The sequence below is a fragment of the Microcoleus sp. PH2017_35_SFW_U_B genome, assembly GCF_020737865.1.
Classification (GTDB): domain Bacteria; phylum Cyanobacteriota; class Cyanobacteriia; order Cyanobacteriales; family Microcoleaceae; genus Microcoleus.
Map to the genome: position 1 here is coordinate 1 of NZ_JAEQDE010000163.1, position 18109 is coordinate 18109.

At 46.1% G+C, this 18109-nt stretch carries 15 protein-coding genes and 1 pseudogene; 12 read left to right on the forward strand and 4 right to left on the reverse strand.

The features are described 5' to 3' along the window. Nucleotides 1-54 precede the first annotated feature (54 nt). The 3 genes from JGK36_RS32330 to JGK36_RS32340 all read left to right on the forward strand — a co-directional run bounded on the left by JGK36_RS32330 (nucleotide 55) and on the right by JGK36_RS32340 (nucleotide 2459). Complete coding sequence (locus tag JGK36_RS32330; RefSeq protein WP_293199217.1) at nucleotides 55-624, forward strand: hypothetical protein; 570 nt, start codon at nucleotides 55-57, stop codon at nucleotides 622-624. Nucleotides 625-861: 237 nt separating this feature from the next. Continuing rightward, a complete protein-coding gene (locus JGK36_RS32335; RefSeq protein ID WP_293186118.1) occupies nucleotides 862-1002 on the forward strand; it encodes a hypothetical protein in 141 nt (46 codons plus the stop codon). Between the two features lie 26 nt (nucleotides 1003-1028). Continuing rightward, nucleotides 1029-2459 carry an MFS transporter gene (locus tag JGK36_RS32340; protein WP_293199220.1) on the forward strand — a complete coding sequence of 477 codons (1431 nt, stop codon included), beginning with the start codon at nucleotides 1029-1031 and terminating at the stop codon, nucleotides 2457-2459. 430 nt (nucleotides 2460-2889) lie between these two features. On the opposite strand, the gene rpsD is transcribed toward JGK36_RS32340, so the two are convergent. Next, nucleotides 2890-3498, reverse strand: coding sequence for a 30S ribosomal protein S4 (rpsD, locus tag JGK36_RS32345; RefSeq protein WP_293143096.1), 609 nt, complete (start codon nucleotides 3496-3498; stop codon nucleotides 2890-2892). A gap of 72 nt (nucleotides 3499-3570) precedes the next feature. After that, on the reverse strand, nucleotides 3571-3696 hold the full coding sequence (locus JGK36_RS32350) for a hypothetical protein (protein WP_293186122.1): 126 nt from the start codon (nucleotides 3694-3696) through the stop codon (nucleotides 3571-3573). On the opposite strand from JGK36_RS32350, the gene JGK36_RS32355 reads away from it, so the two are divergent. The 3 genes from JGK36_RS32355 to JGK36_RS32365 all read left to right on the forward strand — a co-directional run bounded on the left by JGK36_RS32355 (nucleotide 3695) and on the right by JGK36_RS32365 (nucleotide 5190). Continuing rightward, complete coding sequence (locus tag JGK36_RS32355) at nucleotides 3695-4303, forward strand: hypothetical protein (RefSeq protein ID WP_293186123.1); 609 nt, start codon at nucleotides 3695-3697, stop codon at nucleotides 4301-4303. The two genes, JGK36_RS32350 and JGK36_RS32355, sit on opposite strands and share 2 nt — an antisense overlap. 328 nt (nucleotides 4304-4631) lie before the next feature. Beyond that, nucleotides 4632-4979: a rhodanese-like domain-containing protein gene (locus tag JGK36_RS32360; RefSeq protein WP_293186125.1), complete on the forward strand. Its 348-nt coding sequence runs from the start codon at nucleotides 4632-4634 to the stop codon at nucleotides 4977-4979. A 46-nt stretch (nucleotides 4980-5025) separates the two neighbouring features. Beyond that, entirely contained in the window at nucleotides 5026-5190 is a 165-nt protein-coding gene (locus tag JGK36_RS32365) for a hypothetical protein (RefSeq protein WP_293201317.1), read from the forward strand. Here the strand turns inward: JGK36_RS32365 and JGK36_RS32370 are convergent. After that, complete coding sequence (locus JGK36_RS32370) at nucleotides 5187-6911, reverse strand: AAA-like domain-containing protein (protein WP_293199223.1); 1725 nt, start codon at nucleotides 6909-6911, stop codon at nucleotides 5187-5189. The genes JGK36_RS32365 and JGK36_RS32370 overlap by 4 nt on opposite strands. Before the next feature lie 296 nt (nucleotides 6912-7207). Between JGK36_RS32370 and metK the strand changes: the two genes are divergently transcribed. The 6 genes and pseudogenes from metK (at nucleotide 7208) to JGK36_RS32400 (ending at nucleotide 16289) form a co-directional block, all read left to right on the forward strand. Further along, entirely contained in the window at nucleotides 7208-8470 is a 1263-nt protein-coding gene (metK, locus tag JGK36_RS32375; protein WP_293186127.1) for a methionine adenosyltransferase, read from the forward strand. Between the two features lie 412 nt (nucleotides 8471-8882). Next, nucleotides 8883-10049, forward strand: a complete 1167-nt coding sequence (locus JGK36_RS32380) for a family 10 glycosylhydrolase (protein WP_293199226.1) — start codon at nucleotides 8883-8885, stop codon at nucleotides 10047-10049. Nucleotides 10050-10384: 335 nt separating this feature from the next. After that, nucleotides 10385-12259: a HEAT repeat domain-containing protein gene (locus JGK36_RS32385; RefSeq protein WP_293186130.1), complete on the forward strand. Its 1875-nt coding sequence runs from the start codon at nucleotides 10385-10387 to the stop codon at nucleotides 12257-12259. 189 nt (nucleotides 12260-12448) lie between these two features. After that, nucleotides 12449-13688: pseudogene (locus JGK36_RS32390) on the forward strand (RNA-guided endonuclease InsQ/TnpB family protein). Further along, nucleotides 13685-13891, forward strand: coding sequence for a hypothetical protein (locus JGK36_RS32395; protein WP_293199232.1), 207 nt, complete (start codon nucleotides 13685-13687; stop codon nucleotides 13889-13891). Before JGK36_RS32390 ends, JGK36_RS32395 begins: the two are co-directional and overlap by 4 nt. A 430-nt stretch (nucleotides 13892-14321) precedes the next feature. Beyond that, a complete protein-coding gene (locus tag JGK36_RS32400) occupies nucleotides 14322-16289 on the forward strand; it encodes a HAMP domain-containing sensor histidine kinase (RefSeq protein WP_293186134.1) in 1968 nt (655 codons plus the stop codon). A 223-nt stretch (nucleotides 16290-16512) separates the two neighbouring features. Here JGK36_RS32400 and JGK36_RS32405 read toward each other — a convergent pair whose 3' ends face one another. Further along, nucleotides 16513-17367 carry a hypothetical protein gene (locus JGK36_RS32405; protein WP_293186135.1) on the reverse strand — a complete coding sequence of 285 codons (855 nt, stop codon included), beginning with the start codon at nucleotides 17365-17367 and terminating at the stop codon, nucleotides 16513-16515. Nucleotides 17368-18109: the final 742 nt, after the last annotated feature.

Genomic DNA, 18109 nt, shown 5'->3' on the forward strand with positions numbered 1-18109 from the left:
AATAGTCTCGTGCGATCGCCCGAGTTGCGGACAAAGCTACCCAAATAGTCAAGGATGGGTAGCTTTGTCCATAAATTAAGTTACAGTTTCAAACCCCGTGCTGAGTACAGCTATGGCGATCGCCTCCGAGGGGGAACAGAGATAATGACCGCCACTACCATCATGCCGTCATTTGTTTCGGATTTAACGGCTCAACTCGCTCCCGAAACCACCGCATCCCACACCATTGTTTTGCAACCCAAGGGCTGTCTCGGTGGCATCGCTGTCCTAGATTTCCAAATTAATTTGGAGCAAGCTTTGGAAATGGCCGCTCTGAGAGTTGTTGTGGATATGCAGCAAGTGGATGTTGTCGCCCCAGATGGAATAGCCGTGCTGGCCCGAGGGCTGGAGTTAGCAGCTATACTCGGCAAGTCGATCGTCTTTGATTCTATAGATTTAGCCACCTATATAGGTTTGAGAGCCGAGTGGAGGATCTCGCGCGAAACTTGTTTTGGCCCTTGGGGCGACTTGTTCGAGGGGGAATTCGAGCAATTTTTGACAGACAAAATGTTGCGATCGCTTCCTTGTGAAGCGGTAAAACCTACTTTTTTACAATTTGCAAAATTATATCTTCCAACCGGTTGATGTCCCAGGGATCGATTGTCATCTATATTCATAACAATTACCCGGAAGTGCCAGTCTAGCTTTCAAGCTAACATCTTGAAAGCGCGGCTGGCTTTATCTTACTACGTGAACTCAGCAATTCCCAGCAGAAAGATTAAATTGTCTGGACGCCAGGGCTTCAGTTGACAGTTGACAGTTGACAGTTGACAGTTGACAGTTTCAGAGCGACCTCTACCTGGAAGGAAGAGGATTGGAGTAATGAATCGTCTGATTTTAATTTCTCCCGATCGCGCTTGGCGCTTTCAACCAATTCTTTCTGGTATCAAAATAATTTCATCAGAATCAAGCCCAAAACCTTTACAGAGCAAGGATTTTGCAATTCTAAAATCTAAAATCTAAAATCTAAAATCTAAAATCCTATGACTATGGTTGAACCAGTTGCAGAGTTAAATGAACCTCTCTGTCTTCAGACTCCTGAAATACTAGAAAAGACAATATCTCCGCTCGTTCTACCTCCAAAAACAGCTCTCAAAATTTCTAAACAAGACATTCGAGCCACCCTCAAAGCCTCAACTATAGAGGGAGTTTTTGCCGCTGTCTTCGAGTCGGCGACTACCGGTCTGCTGCTGAGCAACTTCTTGCTGCAAGTCGGCGCGAGCAGCGTGGAAATAGGTATATTATCTGCTATTCCGATGCTGGTAAATCTCCTGCAACCATTAGGAGCATACATCGCCGATCGCACAACCAGCCGCCACTGGTACAACCTAGGAATATTCGGCGTGTCGCGGCTGCTGTGGCTAGTGCTCGTCATCGCAATTGTTTGGGGCCGACAGCACGCAGATCCCCAACAATTGCTCCAGTGGACTCTGGTCACTGTCATCGCCGCTAGCGTGCTGGCAGCTTTTGCTACTTCTAATTGGTTTAGTTGGATGGCTGCGGTGGTTCCTCACCGTTTGCGGGGACGCTATTTTGGATTTCGCAACAGTGCTACTAGCTTAGTTACTTTGCTAGGAGTGCCACTGATGGGACTGTTGATGTCAACTTGGGGCGCAGATCCAATTTTGGGCTACGGTGTGGTTTTATTTTTGGGTGTTGTGGCGGGAATGATTAGTTTGGGGTATCAATTCTTCATGGTGGATGTGAACCCGCAGGCATACCCAAAAGATGCAGAGAGCGATCGAGTTCCCGACAAAAAAGAAAAAATTATAACAGATTTTGTGCCTTCGGTGCTGAAAAATTCTAATTTTTTAATGTTTCTGATTTACTTTAGCGTGTGGACGTTTGCAGTTAATCTCAGCGCGCCTTTTTTTAATATCTACCTGCTAAAAGATTTAAGCTTGGATGTCAGTTTGGTAACGGTTTACAACAGCTTGAGTTCCGGGGCAAACCTGCTGCTGTTGATGTTTTGGGGCAAGTTGGCCGATCGCTGGGGAAATCGCCCCTTGCTAATTGCGGTGGGGCTGGTGGTAGCGGTGACGCCTTTGCTGTGGTTGGGTACGGGCAATTACCCGTTTGCGGTGTGGGTGTGGTTGCCGCTGCTGCACTTGCTCGGGGGAACGACTATAGGGGCGATCGGGCTGTGTACGAACAATATTCAAATGGAGATAGCGCCGATCGAACAACCATCGACTTATTTTGCGATCGCCGCAGCAGTTTCGGGAGTAACTGGGGCTTTGGGAACTACCGCCGGCGGCTTTCTTGCCGAACTTCCGGGCATGAGTTTGGGCGCACTGTTTGCCCTTTCGGCTGCTGTGAGGCTGGTGGGCTTGCTGCCTTTAATTTTGGTTCGAGAACCGCGTAGTTTGTCGCTAAGGGCGATCGTCCCGACTTTTCTACGGTTCAAATTCAACGATTAATATAATGTCCTCCGAGAACTATCGTCCGGTTTGATCGTTCGGACTTCAGCCCGCATCATTACTATAACTAACCAGTTTGTAGTGAGGACTTTAGTCCGCATCATTATTACGACTAACTGGTTTGTAGTGAGGACTTTAGTCCGCATCATTATTACGACTAAAGTCCTTACTACAAACCGTTACAGATTCCGGGCATTGAGCGGACATAAATAATATAACGGCCAACAATTAACTGTTAAAAGTTAATTGTTGACCGTCACAAAGCTTTTTTCAGCCTTCAGCATAGCCATTTATTCCTAAAAAATTAGTCCTCAGTCCTTAGTCTTCATTATTCAGTAGTAATTAACTAATAACTGGGGACGAACCCAATTATTAACTACTTACTAACAACTAACTGATGACTAATGACCAACGACTGATGACTAATAAATTAAGCTTGACGCGAGTAGTATTCAACCACTAGCAGTTCGTTAATCTGAAGAGCAATCCACTCACGTTCGACAATGCCGTTAACTTTGCCAACCAGTTTTTGCTTATCAAATTCCAAGTGACTGGGCAAGTGAGCCAAGCCTGGATCTTTGAGATTAGCTTCAACCATCGTGCGCGAGCGCTCTCTATTTTTGACTGCAATCACTTCACCAGGCTTGCACTGATAGCTAGCGATGTTGACTTCACGATCGTTCACAGTAATGTGACCGTGATTTACCAATTGTCTAGCGGACGGAATGGTTGGAGCCATTCCCATCCGAAACACAGTATTGTCCAAGCGCATTTCCAAAAATTGCAGTAACACTTGACCTGTGGAACCCGTCACACGGCGGGCTTTGCGGACATAACGGAGCAATTGGCGTTCCGTCACACCGTAATTGAAACGTAGTTTTTGCTTTTCTTGTAAGCGAACCGCGTACTCAGAGAGCTTTTTGCGGTTTTGACCGTGCTGCCCAGGCGGATAATCCCGTCTGGGAGTTTTGCGGGTTAGACCCGGCAACTCTTTCAGGCGACGGACGATTCTTAATCGGGGGCCTCGATATCGAGACATTTATTTTCCTCTCTAATCTCTGTATGCAATTTTATGCAGACTCTATATTATATGTTGATAAGGGTGAAAATTCTAACAAAAATCGATAAAAAAAATCGATCGACCGCAGCCATCCGTAATGTGCGGTAAATTTTGAAGTAAAAGCCGATCGAGCGATCGACCCAACCAGCCCAAAAAACTCACAAACCGAGCTGCCATGCAAAACCCCAATTTTTTCCGCACTGCTTCCCCAAAGCCAGCACCGCGCTGGATGTTGGCTCTCGGCACTCCCTTAGTCGCGCTGAGTTTGTTGGCAGCAGCACTGCCAATCTCGCCAGCATCAGCCATCACCCTGAGATTCCCCCGAACTCAAAATCCCTATCGCGTCTGCGCTAAGGAACTAATCGAAGCGGGAATCGGTGCCGAGGAAGCAGCAGCAGCTTGTGCCGACGCGCTCCACCCCCGCGACATATCCAGATGCGCCCTCCAAATCAGCCGCAAAACCAATATTTCTGGTCTCGAAGCGCTCTCTAGTTGTCGGCGGGTGAGGCGCCCCGACGAATTAACTACTTGCGTGGTGAATATTAATAGCAAAACTAAAACTCAACCTGCTGCTGCCCTGTTAGTTCTTGATGGGTGCCGCCGCAGTTTATTGCCAGAACTATTTGCTGAATGCGTAGTCGGGTTGAGCGGCAGGCTCGACTTTCCCACGGACAGGTTAGTTGCCACTTGTCTCGATCCCAGGGGCACAGTGAGTCAGTTGGACGGGCGTCCTGCACCGACACCTCCTACGGAGCTAATTCCACCGCCTTCGCGACTCAATTAATTAGTTATGGGTAGTTGGGAAATGGTAATTAGGTACGTAGTTGCGCTTCAGCGCTCTTATCTTATATATAACGAAGAGCGCTGAAGCGCAACTACATACCTTTGATGTGACAATTACTTCCAGGACTGTTTGTAATTCTTCGCTCTTGTCTTATATATAACAAAGAGCGCTGAAGCGCAACTACATACCTTTGATGTGACAATTACTTCCAGGACTGTTTGTAATTCTTCGCTCTTGTTTATATAAACAAAGAGCGCTGAAGCGCAACTACGTACCTTTGTAATTCTTCCCTCTTCCTTCTTCCTTCTTCCTTCTTTTTTATAATCAAATGTCAGAAGTTTTTGGTCAAATTACAGTCGAAGAATTAGGTTGCAAATTAGCAGAAACCAATGCTGATAAATTGCAGCTTGTAGATGTGCGGGAACCTTACGAAATTGAACTCGCAGCGCTGCCGGGATTTGTGGCTTTTCCGCTGAGCGAGTTTGCCCAATGGTGTGGTGATATTGACGATCGACTAAATCGCGACACAGAAACCCTGGTGCTGTGCCACCACGGAGTGCGATCGGCTCAAATGTGTCACTGGTTGAGCGATCGAGGCTTTAACAACGTTAAAAATATCGTTGGTGGCATCGATGCTTACTCAATATTGGTCGATCGCACTGTGCCGCGCTATTAATCTGATGCCCGCTCCAACTACCGCAATATAGGTTCTATCGTTCGGAATGCAAGTCCTCACTACGAACCGGATGCGGACTAAAGTCCTCACTACGAACCGGATGCGGACTAAAGTCCTCACTACGAACCGGATGCGGACTAAAGTCCTCAAAAGTCCTCACTACGAACCTTTGTTTATTATCGGGTTTGGGCTGACAGGATCTGAATCCTAATTAACAGCAGCAAATCGAAAATTTAACAGCGTGCTCATAGTGAGCCGATCGCGCCCGTGCCTTTTTGAGTCATAAAGAGCCTCATCAGCCGCCAGTACCAGCGTTGCTGCATCATTTTCCGGGCCGGGAACAACGCTAGCAATTCCCAAACTAATTGTCACCACAGAATTAGGCAAACATTCAACACTCTCCGGGTTAAAAACAATATTCAAAGCTTTAACTTTCGCTCTAATGCGTTCGGCAACCAGCAGAGCGCCCGCTGCATCTGTTTGAGGTAAAACGATCGCAAATTCCTCACCGCCGTAGCGAGCAGCTACATCAGCAGGACGCTGGAGCGATCGGCGAATTGCCTGAGCTACCGATCGCAAACAACTATCTCCAGCTTGATGTCCGTAGGTATCGTTATAAATTTTGAAATAATCGATGTCGCACAAAATTAAAGATATCGGAGACTCATCGCGAGCATTATGTTTCCATTCCGCTCGCAAGCAACTGTCAAAATGTCGTCTGTTGCCAATTTGGGTAAGTTCGTCCACATTAACCAAAGCTAGCAGTCTTTCATTTTCTTGCTGCAACTCCTCAAAACCTACAGCCGAGAAACCGTCCTCGCATAAATTTTGCTCTTGAAAATACAGCCGATATAATTCGCAAGATAAACTACAGTTATTGCCCGCTAATTTGACAAGTCCCATGCTATCTAACTGATAGGCCATTAAAGGTTCGAGGTGAATGCTATTTTTAACATCAAGAACCTGTTGGAATGCCCAGGCGAGTTCTGGCTGCTGCTGAATGGCGATCGACTGATTCCGCAAGTAGTCGCTATAAATTCCGCTTTGAGTAGGAGCTGCTTTTAATAGTTCTTCCAACTCGGCTCGCCCCAGCTCCTCCCCAGACTCATTCTCCCCAACCGACAGGCGGTTTTGCTGTAAAATTGCCAGGTGATAAAGCGCTAAATGCACTAAATAAGGATGACCGCCTACCATTTGCATTAATTGCTCGACGGGATAGCTGTCGTTCCAGTTCAGTCCGTGGCGGCGCGCCAACTCTTGGACTTGTTCGGCACTAAATTCTGAGAGTTTAATCGGCAGCCCTACATTGAATGGAGATTGATTGAGACTCAAAGCAATATAAATTTCTGTCGAGTGAATGACCGCGATTCGCAGTTTTTCCCAGGTTTCGCTCTGTCGCGCTTGTTCGTACCAAAAACGGAGCAGCGGCAGGAATTCTTGAGCGATATTGGCGCGTTCAAATACTCGGTTGACTTCGTTGAGTACCAAGACTAGGGGACTGTCAATTTGTTCGAGCAAATAGTTCTCAAAGTAAAGAGAGCAGCTTACTTTGCTGCCCATATCTTCATCCCAAATTTCATCGAGATTTGGTTCGAGTTTGAGTTGGCGAGCGACATTGACACACAGCCAGCGCAAAAATTTATCTAAGGTAGCAAAAACTGCTTCGTCAGCTTGCTGAAAGTCTACAGTGACTGTGCGGTATCCGCGATCGACCGCAGCTTGAATTATCCGCAGCATCAGCGAACTTTTGCCCATTTTTCTGGGAGCTTTAATCCGAATCAGACTCCCTGGCTTGCTAATTTCTGCACAAGCTCGGGCTTCGACGGGCGATCGATCGATATAAAATCGAGAGTCAAGCGGTATTGGGCCCCCAGGAAATTCTAGGTCTGCAACCGTTTGGATTAAATTTGGTGATTTTGGGATTCCTGCCATAGTGCATCCGCGAGGCGATACCCTGACTGTATCTTACCTTTGTCAGATTAGGGGGGCAGAGGATCGGTGTCAAAGACTTATTGACAATCCGACAAAATGTAAGTTTTTCAGCACTTCCCGGAACTGACTTTGCTATAGTAGTGTCACTTTAGCTAATCTCAAACCCTGCCTAAACTCGCACCAGACCGACACAAATTTTCTGGCGACCGAGACGCGATGATTCTGCGCCTCTACCTGAAAAGTCAGTCGTCTGTCGCCAATGTCAAGCAGATTCGCACGAATAGGAGAAATAATCATTGTCACGCCGCTACCTGTTTACCTCTGAATCGGTCACTGAAGGCCATCCCGATAAAATCTGCGATCAAATTTCAGACACTATCTTAGATGCCTTGCTGACCGAAGACCCTAAAAGTCGCGTCGCAGCCGAAGTTGTCGTCAACACGGGTTTGATGCTGCTGACGGGCGAAATTACCACCAAAGCTCAGGTAAATTACATAGAATTGGCGCGGAAAAAAATAGCCGATATTGGCTACATCCACGCTGATAACGGATTTTCTGCCAATAGCTGCTCGGTTTTGGTGGCTTTGGACTCTCAATCTCCCGATATTGCTCAAGGGGTGAATACAGCCCACGAAAGTCGCGAACAGTCCAGTGAAGAGGAGTTGGATGCGATCGGCGCTGGCGACCAAGGCTTGATGTTCGGTTTTGCTTGCAACGAAACGCCGGAATTGATGCCTTTACCGATTAGTTTAGCGCACCGGATTTGCCGTCAACTGGCCGCAGTCCGCAAAACAGGTCAATTGCCTTACCTGCGTCCGGACGGTAAAAGCCAAGTTACCGTAACTTACGAAGACGGGAAACCTGTTGGTATTGATACGATCTTAATTTCTACCCAGCACACTGAGGCGATCGACGATATCACCGAAACAGCCGCGGTTCAAGCCAAGATTAAAGCAGATCTTTGGACTGCTGTTGTCCAACCCGTGTTTGCCGATATTAGCATCAAGCCGGATGCAGAAACTCGCTTCCTTGTCAACCCCACTGGCAAATTTGTCGTCGGCGGGCCTCAAGGAGATTCGGGTTTGACTGGCCGCAAAATTATTGTGGATACCTACGGCGGCTATTCCCGTCACGGTGGCGGTGCTTTTTCAGGGAAAGACCCCACGAAGGTAGACCGCAGCGCGGCCTATGCTTGTCGCTATGTTGCTAAAAATATTGTGGCGGCCGGTTTGGCAGAAAAGTGCGAAGTGCAGTTGAGTTATGCGATCGGCGTAGCACGCCCTGTTAGCATGATGATCGAAACTTTTGGCACTGGTAAAGTTGATGACGATCGCCTTTTGGAAGTTGTGAAGCAGCATTTTGAACTGCGTCCTGCGGGCATCATTCAGACCTTTAACTTGCAGAATTTGCCTGCGGAAAGAGGCGGTCGTTTCTACCAAGATGTAGCGGCTTACGGTCACTTCGGACGCACGGATCTAGAGTTACCTTGGGAGCAAACTGATAAGGCAGAGCTTTTGAAATCAGCTTTGAGCCAGCAGTTGTCTGGAGTAGCTGTATAGTAGAATGTTGGGGCGCGCCCTCCGCGCCCTTATTGCTTGATTATGGGTAATTAACAAAAGGTACGTAGTTGCGCTTGGGCACTCTTAGTATTAAGAGCGCCCAAGCGCAACAACATACCTAATTAAAAATGAACCTCTATCAGAGTGCCAGTTGGGTCGAGGAGTGATGATATAAGTTCCCTAGGGTTCGTCAGCAGTGCGTTTTTTTCTGTATAGGCGATCGGCTAATGGCTTGCACACTAAAAGGTACGTAGTTGCGCTTGGGCGCTCTTAGGAATCATGTAAAAATAAGTTGTGTAACTTTTTAATTGAAGCCTTTAAATTAGATACGGTTTAGCAATGCACTCGATCGAGTTATTTTTACACGCCTCCTTAGTATATGTAAGAGCGCTGAAGCGCAACAACATACCTAATGCCATTTTTTCCTTCTTTCCAGTCAACAATTCGCAGATTTGGTTCGGATCTAAAACAGCGATTTGCTGGTAAATTTTTATCACCAAATCCAGCAGCAATGCCGAGTTCGTTGGTGGCCGACAATACTGGAATGCGCGGCGTTTGGATACCCAGCACTGACTGCAAAGTTCTCACCTCAAAACAGCGGATTGCTGAGGCAATGAATTTTCTTGCAGATACGGGATTTAATACAGTATTTCCTGTAGTTTGGAACCGGGGTTTTACGGCTTATCCTTCTCAAATAATGCGCGAACAATTTGGGGTTGAAATTGACGCGCGCTATCAAGGACGCGACCCTTTGGGAGAATTAATTGTTGAGGCTAATAGAGTTGGTTTAAAAGTTATTCCTTGGTTTGAATACGGATTTGTGAGTTCTTACAATCTCAACGGCGGTCATTTGCTGGCGAAGAAACCGGAATGGGCGGCGCGCGATTGTAACGGGAATTTACTTAAGAAAAATAAGTTTGAATGGATGAATTCTCTTGACCCGGAAGTGCAAGATTTTTTGCTGGGGTTGATGCTGGAAGTTGCGAGGAATTATCCGGTACATGGCGTTCAAGGAGACGATCGCATTGCACTACCCTGTGAAGGCGGTTATGATGAAAAAACGGTTAAACGCTACCGCCAAGAGTGCGGGAGAGAAGCGCCACATAATTGTAGAGAGCAACATTGGCTGCACTGGCGCGCTGATATAATTACTGATTTTGTCGCTCGCTTGCACCGAGAATTGAAGGCGATTAATCCAGATTTGTTGCTGTCAATGTCGCCGAGTCCCTATGACTGGGGATTCGTAGAATATTTGCAAGATTCTCAAGCTTGGGTTGACAAAAAGTTGGTTGATATGCTTCACCCGCAGTTTTATCGCCGCGATTTTAACGGTTACAAACAATTGCTCGATCGACTGATCGATCGACAACTTACCTGCGAGCAAGTGTCCTGTGTGTCTCCCGGTATCCTGTTGGCGAATCGAGGGAGCAATTATAGCATGAATCCGGAGCTGTTGTTGCAAGTAATTGCTTACAACCGTGCTCGCGGCGTTCCAGGAGAAGTGCTGTTTTTTTACGAAGGTTTGCGGGATAACGATAATGCTTTGGCTGAGGCTTTGAAAAATGGGCCCTACGGTTGACACTCTCCCGGAATCGGGCTGTTTCCGGTTTGTTGCGTTCAACGGAGTCGATCGATATCTCAAGCCAACTTGGTATAAAATGATATAGCGCAGAGCAAGTCTAGCAAACAGTGCATCGATGCCAAGCAGCAAGCGCTACTAATGGTTAAGCCGATCGCCCAAAAAACAGATAATCAATCTTTGGGGAGTTGTTAAAATAGTCTAATCGGACATATTTTATAAGTGGTGCAAGTTTTTTTATCAGTTGAGTTTTGTAGGTGCAGGCGTATTTTCTTAAAGAAACCGAGTTTAAAAAGAGCAATCTCAAACGATCGCCAAAATATGAGGATAAATGAATGAACTCAGTAGCAACCCTCATCCAACAGCTACCAGAGCTCAGCGATGCTGAATTCAACCAAAAATATTTGAAACAAAAACAAGGGATGCACACCTTGGCGACAATATTGCCGCAAGTAGAACAGCAAAGCCAGGCTTTGCGCGCAGTAAAATTAGCCCTAAAAGTAAATTTAAAACTCGGCTCGAAGCTAGCAGGAATGGTAAAGCCGGAGTTTCAACTAAAAACAGTAAGATTAATCGTAAAAATTAAAACTTCGCTGCCGCTCAAAATTCAACTGCTGGCACTAACAAGTTCCGATATGGCAATTCCAATGCTTGTCAAAGCATTGAACCACAAAGACCGTGCCGTGCGCCTTCATTGCATTCGGGCGATCGGCCTCATTGGCTCTAGGGCGGCAGTAATTGAATTAGCGCGGGTGCTCGAATCTGCCGATTCCCAAGCGCAAGCTTGGGCCGCTTGGGCCCTAGGAGAAATTGACTCGAAACCAGCAGCCGCAGCACTGATCGAAGCCCTCAACCACAAAGCCGCCGGAGTGCGCGCCTGGGCGGTTTGGGCCTTGGGTAAAATTAACCCCAAAATAGCCGTCCCCACCACGATCAAAGCCTTGAAACATCAAGACTCAGAGGTGCGCTGGCGGGCCGCCGTAAACTGCGGGAAAATCGGCGTGGCTGAGGTAGTTCCGGGGCTGCTGAATGCCCTCAGAGACGAAAATCACCTCGTCCGTGCTAGGGCGGCCGCGGCTTTGGGGAAAATTGGCGATCGCGACGCAGTACCCCGCTTAGTAGAATTGCTTCACGAACCCGACTCCTATGCCGTTTCTTTGAGGGCCGCCGAGGCTTTGGGACAAATCGGGACCGAAACGGCTGTGGCCGGGCTGCTGCAAGCCCTCAACCACGAGGACTCAGATGTGCGCGGCAGTGCAGTTTCTGCCTTGGGGGAAATCAGCAGCGAGGTGGCTGCGGTGGCGGTAATGCGATCGCTCTCGGATCGAGACATTTTCGTGCGCGGCAGGGCGGCTGTTGCACTCGGGAACATCAATATAGCCGGAGATGCTAACTTGCAAAAAATGGTGGCTGCGGGACTGGCGATCGCCCTAGGCGACAGCGAATCCTATGTGCGGTGGAGAGTTGCTGATGCTTTGGGGCAGATTGGGACAGACGAGGCTGTAGCAGGTTTGGTGCGACTGCTGGAAGACGAAACCTCTGGAGTGCGCCAAAAGGCTGTTAAATCCCTCGGTCAAATTGGCTCTCGTGCTGCTCTTTTGGCTCTGGAAGCAGCTTTAAAACGCCAATTTGCTGACGTTCGCGCCCTCGCCGCCCAATATTTGCCGGATGTCGGCGCTGAGGTAAAAACAGTTTATTTTGAGCAGGAATCTGCTACGGATGTCTCGGGTGAAAAACTGTCGCAAATCCAGATTGCTTCGGAAGCAGAAGCCACCGAATATATTATCGATCGCCCTGCGGGCCGGAATCTCCAATACTTAATCTCGATCGGCACTCCGGGCGTACCAGATCCCAAAACTTTTCACAAAGTCCCTAACCGATTGCGGTTAGAATTTAACGACCTCGAAACCCCCGTTGACGACCCCGATCGCGTCTTGGCTACAATTGATGACGTACTCCAAATTATTGACTTCGCCCGCCAAATATCGGCGCACCCCGGCAAATTGCTCGTCTGCTGTCAAAGTGGCATCAGCCGTTCAACAGCAGCAGCTTTGACTGTTTGTGCTGCCCTGTTGGGCCGGGGCAAAGAACGGGAAGCTTGGGCCGTGGTGCTTGCCGCCAGAGCCCAAGCCAGGCCAAATCGCTGGATTGTGCAATTGGCCGATGAAGCTTTGGGTAGAAATGGGAAGTTATCCGATTTTAGATTTTAGATTTTAGATTTTAGATTTGGGAATAACTTATTTTCTAAGGGTTTGAAGCTTGCTTAACGTTGCATTATTTTTTTGAACTGGTATTGTAAAACTTCATTGAGTTTATAAGCAATTATAAACAATAATGGTATTATATTGTTGAGAGTGTTTAACAAGGAATACGCATAGCCCAAAGAACGGAAGTCTCAAATGCAATTAGCAGAAAGGCATATCATTAAATCAACGGAACCTCGTTTTGTCGAGATTGACCAACTAGCATTCAAGTCCAAAAATCTGTACAATGCCGCCAATTATGTCATTCGTCAGAACTTGATTTATGGATGGGGCTACGTCAATTACAACGAGATGAACCGATTGATGAAGTCTCAGGTCGCATACAAGGCTTTGCCTGCTAAAGTAAGTCAGCAAATATTGATGGTGCTAGATCAGAATTGGAAATCGTTTTTTGAAGCCGTCAAAGCTTACAAAGCTGACTCTTTAAAATTTACGGGTCGTCCAAAGTTACCTAAATACAAGGACAAGGTTAAAGGTCGAAATATCCTTATTTACACGATTCAGGCGATTAGCAGTAAACAGTTGAGAAACGGAATTGTCAAACTTTCTGGTACTGAATTTTCAATTAAAACTAAAGTCAATCCTGACCGGATTTGTCAAGTTAGGTTGGTTCCAAAATGCGATTCTTATGTAATTGAGGTGATTTACAATGCTTGTACTGAGCGTAGTCGAAGTGAACCGGAGTCCACCGCTAAAAATAACAATTTTGTAGCTAGTATTGATTTAGGACTGAATAATTTGGTGGCGTTAACTTCAAATCAACCGGGTTTGATCCCACTGTTGATTAATGGACGACCATTGAAATCGATTAACCAGTTCTATAACAAGCGTAAAGCACAATTGCAATCCCAATTGAAAGGGAGGCGCCAAACATCGTCACGCATTCAACGCTTAACTCGCTGCCGCAATCAAAAAGTAGACAATTACTTGCATCATACAAGTCGCACGATTGTCGATATTCTGGTCGCACAACAAATTGGGACGCTAGTAATTGGCAAGAATGCACAGTGGAAAACCGAGATCAATATGGGGAAGCAAACTAACCAAAACTTTGTCAGCATTCCTCACGCTCGATTAATTGAGATGCTGGAATACAAAGCTTTTTTAGTTGGAATCAAGGTAATCGTACAGGAGGAATCTTTTACCTCCAAAGCCAATTTCTTGGGCTTAGATCCAATTCCTGTTTACGGAAAAACAAAAACAGAACCTGTATTTACCGGAAAACGGAACGGTTCTTTTAACATTCTCAGAAAAGCAATCCCAAATGCGTTCGGCGATGGGATACGTCGTGGGCGTAGTTCAGCCGAGGCGGGTTAATCCGCTCAAAGTAAAAGTGAAGGGGGAGGGAATTGAAGCCTCCCATGTCTATAAATGACTATACTTTTACCAGCTATTAATAGGAGCGATCGAATTAACTGTCGGCACAGAGAGAACTCGCAAGTGCAACAGTTAACCGTAGAAACGCGGTTTCTTTTCGTAAGCCCTAAAGTTATACTCGATTTACAGGACTTGCGGGGCTGCGATGCCAAAAGTCGATCGCTCTTAGTGCAGAAGCGCGATCGGCTGCCGCATTTGTGACATTCTGTGCTATGTATTAGTCGGATACGCAACAAAAACTGTCAAGCAATCGTCGCATTGCTGGTAGCAACACCCCAAAGCTGAGGAATCGGGTGCATTGTCAAGAGACAATATCAGCTTTGGGCTACTCACAGGCAAAACGCATCAGACAGAATTTTCTGCCTGTAAAAATTCATGTGGCAATAATTCACTGCCGGGATAAATCTTTCTTTTTTTGCCTGCTGGAGACTTTTACCAGTCGAAAAAGTAATTTGGCAACAGCCATCAACAGCCTAATTATCTATTAGACATCAACCGAATTTAAGCTTCTGCCCTGACTCGACAAGAGTTTCAGATACTTTTTCGCAGATGTCTACTGGAAAACACACAAGCTTTTCCCTTTGGAGAACTTACGAGCGTGGTAAATTTTCACAGAATACAGCGGTTGCATATGTCAAAAACAAATTTGCTCAAAAAAACACGCAACGAAGTAGGTTTATCGGTTGGTGCTTGGCAAGGCAAGGGCGAGGCAAATCCAGATTTGCAACCATTGAGCCAGCAGGAAAAAGCTGTATTACCGCAAACAAATAACCCCGAAAATAGCAATTTAGGTAAACGGATGTGGCCCTTTATTTCCGCACAATTTGCTTCTGTAGAAACCGAACCCAAACAATCATCGCTCCACAATCTGGCAAAACAACCCTCCTTGAAACTTACCAAAAACTTGTCTTTTAAGCTTGGCTGTCTGCCCATAGACAAAAAAATCAGTGGCGGGTATTTGCTAGCAATAGGAATCGGATTTGTTGGCTCGCTGAGCGGACTCACAATCGCTGAGTACCACCAAGAAAAAGGATTGAGACAACTCAATGATGCTCACATACAAGCACAATTGATCGGTAACTTTAAAGATGCAGCACTGGCGGCACAATTGCAGGGAGCACAGCTAGATTCTTTTGTAGACAATTCCCCTAAGTTGGAACTGCAAAAACAGCAGTTTATCAACAGTATTGTTAAGGCTAAAAACCTGCGGTTGCGTATCGAAAAATTTGCCGAAAGCCAACCAGCTTGGCTCGCAGCCAAGCCGGAAGCTCTCAAAACTTTACTCCAAGATTGCACGGAAAATTTAGAATCCTACGCCGATACTCTCAACTCAACTTTGCTGCAAGTCCAGCAATCGCAACTGTCGCCTCGGAAGATAGAGTCGATCCGAAAATTGTTGGCCACAGAAAGCGGAGAAGGTGCAAAACAGCTTGAGGGACACCTTCAGGAATTGAGCAAAATCCTCGATATTGCCCAGCAGCAAGAGCGCCAAGGCGGTGCAGTGATGCAGGCTGCCCAAGGAATCGAAAAGGGCATAATTATGATTAGTATGCTGCTGTCGGTAGGGCTGGCTGGAATAGTGGCTTGCCGCACCAGTAGGGCGATCGCCAAACCAGTCGTCAGCGTCACTCAGGTGGCTCAACAAGTCGCCGCCGAGTCGAATTTTGATTTGCGAGCCCCCGTCAGCGGACAAGACGAAATAAGCTCGTTAGCTGTATCTCTCAATCACCTGATCGAGCGAGTTTCCGAACATACAAAAGAATTGGCACAAGCTAAGGAAGATGCTTTAGTGGCTACCACTGCTAAAAGCCACTTTTTAGCCAATATGAGTCACGAGTTGCGGACGCCTTTAAATGCGATTATCGGCTACAGTCAACTACTTTTAGAAGATGCCAGAGATTCCGGGTACAAAGATTTTGTTACCGACTTAGACAAGATTCAGAATGCAGGCACGCACCTGCTATCTTTGGTTAACGACATCCTCGATTTGTCAAAAATTCAAGCGGGGGGAATGAACCTCGACATCGAAGAGTTTGACATCGAATCCCTGCTCGATCACATGTCAATGGCGGTAAAATTGTCTTTACAACAGAATGGCAATGTTTTAGAAATAGAGTGTGACAGTCAAACTGTTGGCACTATGCACGCAGATTTAGCAAAAGTGCGAAAAGTCCTGCTGCACCTGCTGAACAATGCTGCTAAGTTCACCAAAAATGGGATAGTGAAAGTCAGCGTCAGCCGTGTTGAGGGAACCGGAGAATCGAATGTAGCGCATCTGTCGGGTGTTGAAAATTTAATGGTTGCGGGCGAGGCGAAATCGAGTTTGATTGCTTGTCCAGTTGCGAATGTTCAAGCATCGGATTGGATTTGCTTTCGAGTTAAAGATACCGGCATTGGAATGTCTCCCCAACAACAGCAAAAATTGTTTGAAGCCTTCGCGCAAGCTGATTCTTCGGCGGCGCGCCAGTACGGTGGGACTGGATTGGGGCTGACAATTAGCCGCCACTACTGTCAGATGATGGGCGGCGAGATTTTGGTAGAAAGCGAAGAGGGCAAAGGGTCTATTTTCACGATACGCATACCAGCAGGAAATAGTTAGTTAACACAGGGGTAGGGTGCGAAGCGAAAAACAGGAAAGAATCAAGCTCTTGGACACCCTACCAGTTGAATTGACTGGTGTATTGAATGTAGCTTTTCTGGGCGTGATGAGGTATGACTGCGATCGAGTTTCGTGAGTTTCTCGCCAGTTGTCTTACTTTTTGTCAATTGCCAATCTGTACCTGACTCACTTGAGAATTGCTATATAACTTCTGAAAGCTCGATCAAAGGTCAAATATTGAAGTGACTTTTGTATCAACATATTTCATGTCACCAGTAGTTCCTCCAGCAAAATGAAGGAAATAGTTATTGAAAAATGCTGTTGTTACACATTTAGAAATTAGTGAAGCCTTAGGATTTAAACCAATTTTTTGTAATCCCTTTTGTACTATGTTGTCTCTCGAACTTAGAAAGGGGTACAGAAATTGCTGGATTAAAGGCCAAGGCATATTGAATTTTGGAGAAATCCAGCACTCAATACCCTGCATCAATATCTCATAGCTCAATGGGCGCATTTCATAGTTCCATTCTCCCGAACCTTTGTCTTCATAGGAGTGATAAACATACTCCAGCAATTCTCGATGATAACGAGGAGAAAGCACCATAACTCCGGCTTGTACAACGGATTGAAATTCTGCATCTATCCCAAAACTTTTGTAAAAAGCTGTAGGAGAAAGGTTGTCTATGTATTCGATACCATTCTTAGACCAAAAATCATAAAGTCTTTTCAGGCAAATCTCGTGATCTGCTCTACTAGGAGTTGCATAATCATCGACTGCCCCAATCTTCTCTAGTGGAACTCCCTCGGTAATATCGGGACTGTTTGGGTTAATCAATATATCAGCATCGACCCAAACAACTTGATCGTATTTTTGAAGACTGGGTTCTGACAAAATTAAGCACTTTTGCCATGATGGATTTCTAGACTGAGCCTTGGACGAATTATCTAACGGTTGTGTCAAAACAACAACTTCAAATTGATATTTTTCAGCATAGTGCTGCCATAGAGACCTACAATGTTTCTCGAACATGAGTTCATAGTTCTTGCCTATTGCTAGCGTAACAAGTGCCTTTGCCACTCTATACTCTCCTTAGTTTATTCATTGAAGATTTACCTTTAAACCCTGAACGCGGAAATCTCCCACAAACACCTGATTCCACCCCAAAATGCCGCATATGGTTTGTCCTGTCAAGTTCTACTATAAAAAATTATCCAAATTTTTCAGTATCTGGGATTGGTAGTGTATAACGCAATACGCTTCGCCTAGGGGTTGTCGGAAGAGACAAACGCTCTTGTGCGATCGCTTCGGTAAAGGCTAGGAAAATAATCCCAGAGTCTATTTTTTACATCGTTTTGACTGCATGACAGTCTTAACCCAACCGTATGGGTGTATGGCGAGCTTCAATCATTTGTGCAAGTATTTAGGGGCGGTGTCCCAGGAGCTGAAATACCGATCGCAGCGGGATTTCCACTACAAACATTACAGGATTTTTGACTGCTGGCTATAGTATCATTTATAGTTCTGGATTACTGTATTTTTTCTGGTTGTCGATCGCCCCTATGGTCAGTAAGGGCCAAAAAATGCCCTATAAAGTGCTACCCATTCATCGTCGCCATCTCTTCCTCAAGGTGATATTTAACACCAGTGCAGTAGATTCTCAATTCTCCAGCGATCGCGAATGGTGCGATCGATAGCTACTACATCACATAGCAGCCAACACTGACCAAGAAAATGGGATACAAGCCCCGTCCTTTTAGGACGGCTTTTCTTGATTTCTAATATACTCTTTCAATACTTCTAAGGGTGCGGCACCAACGGA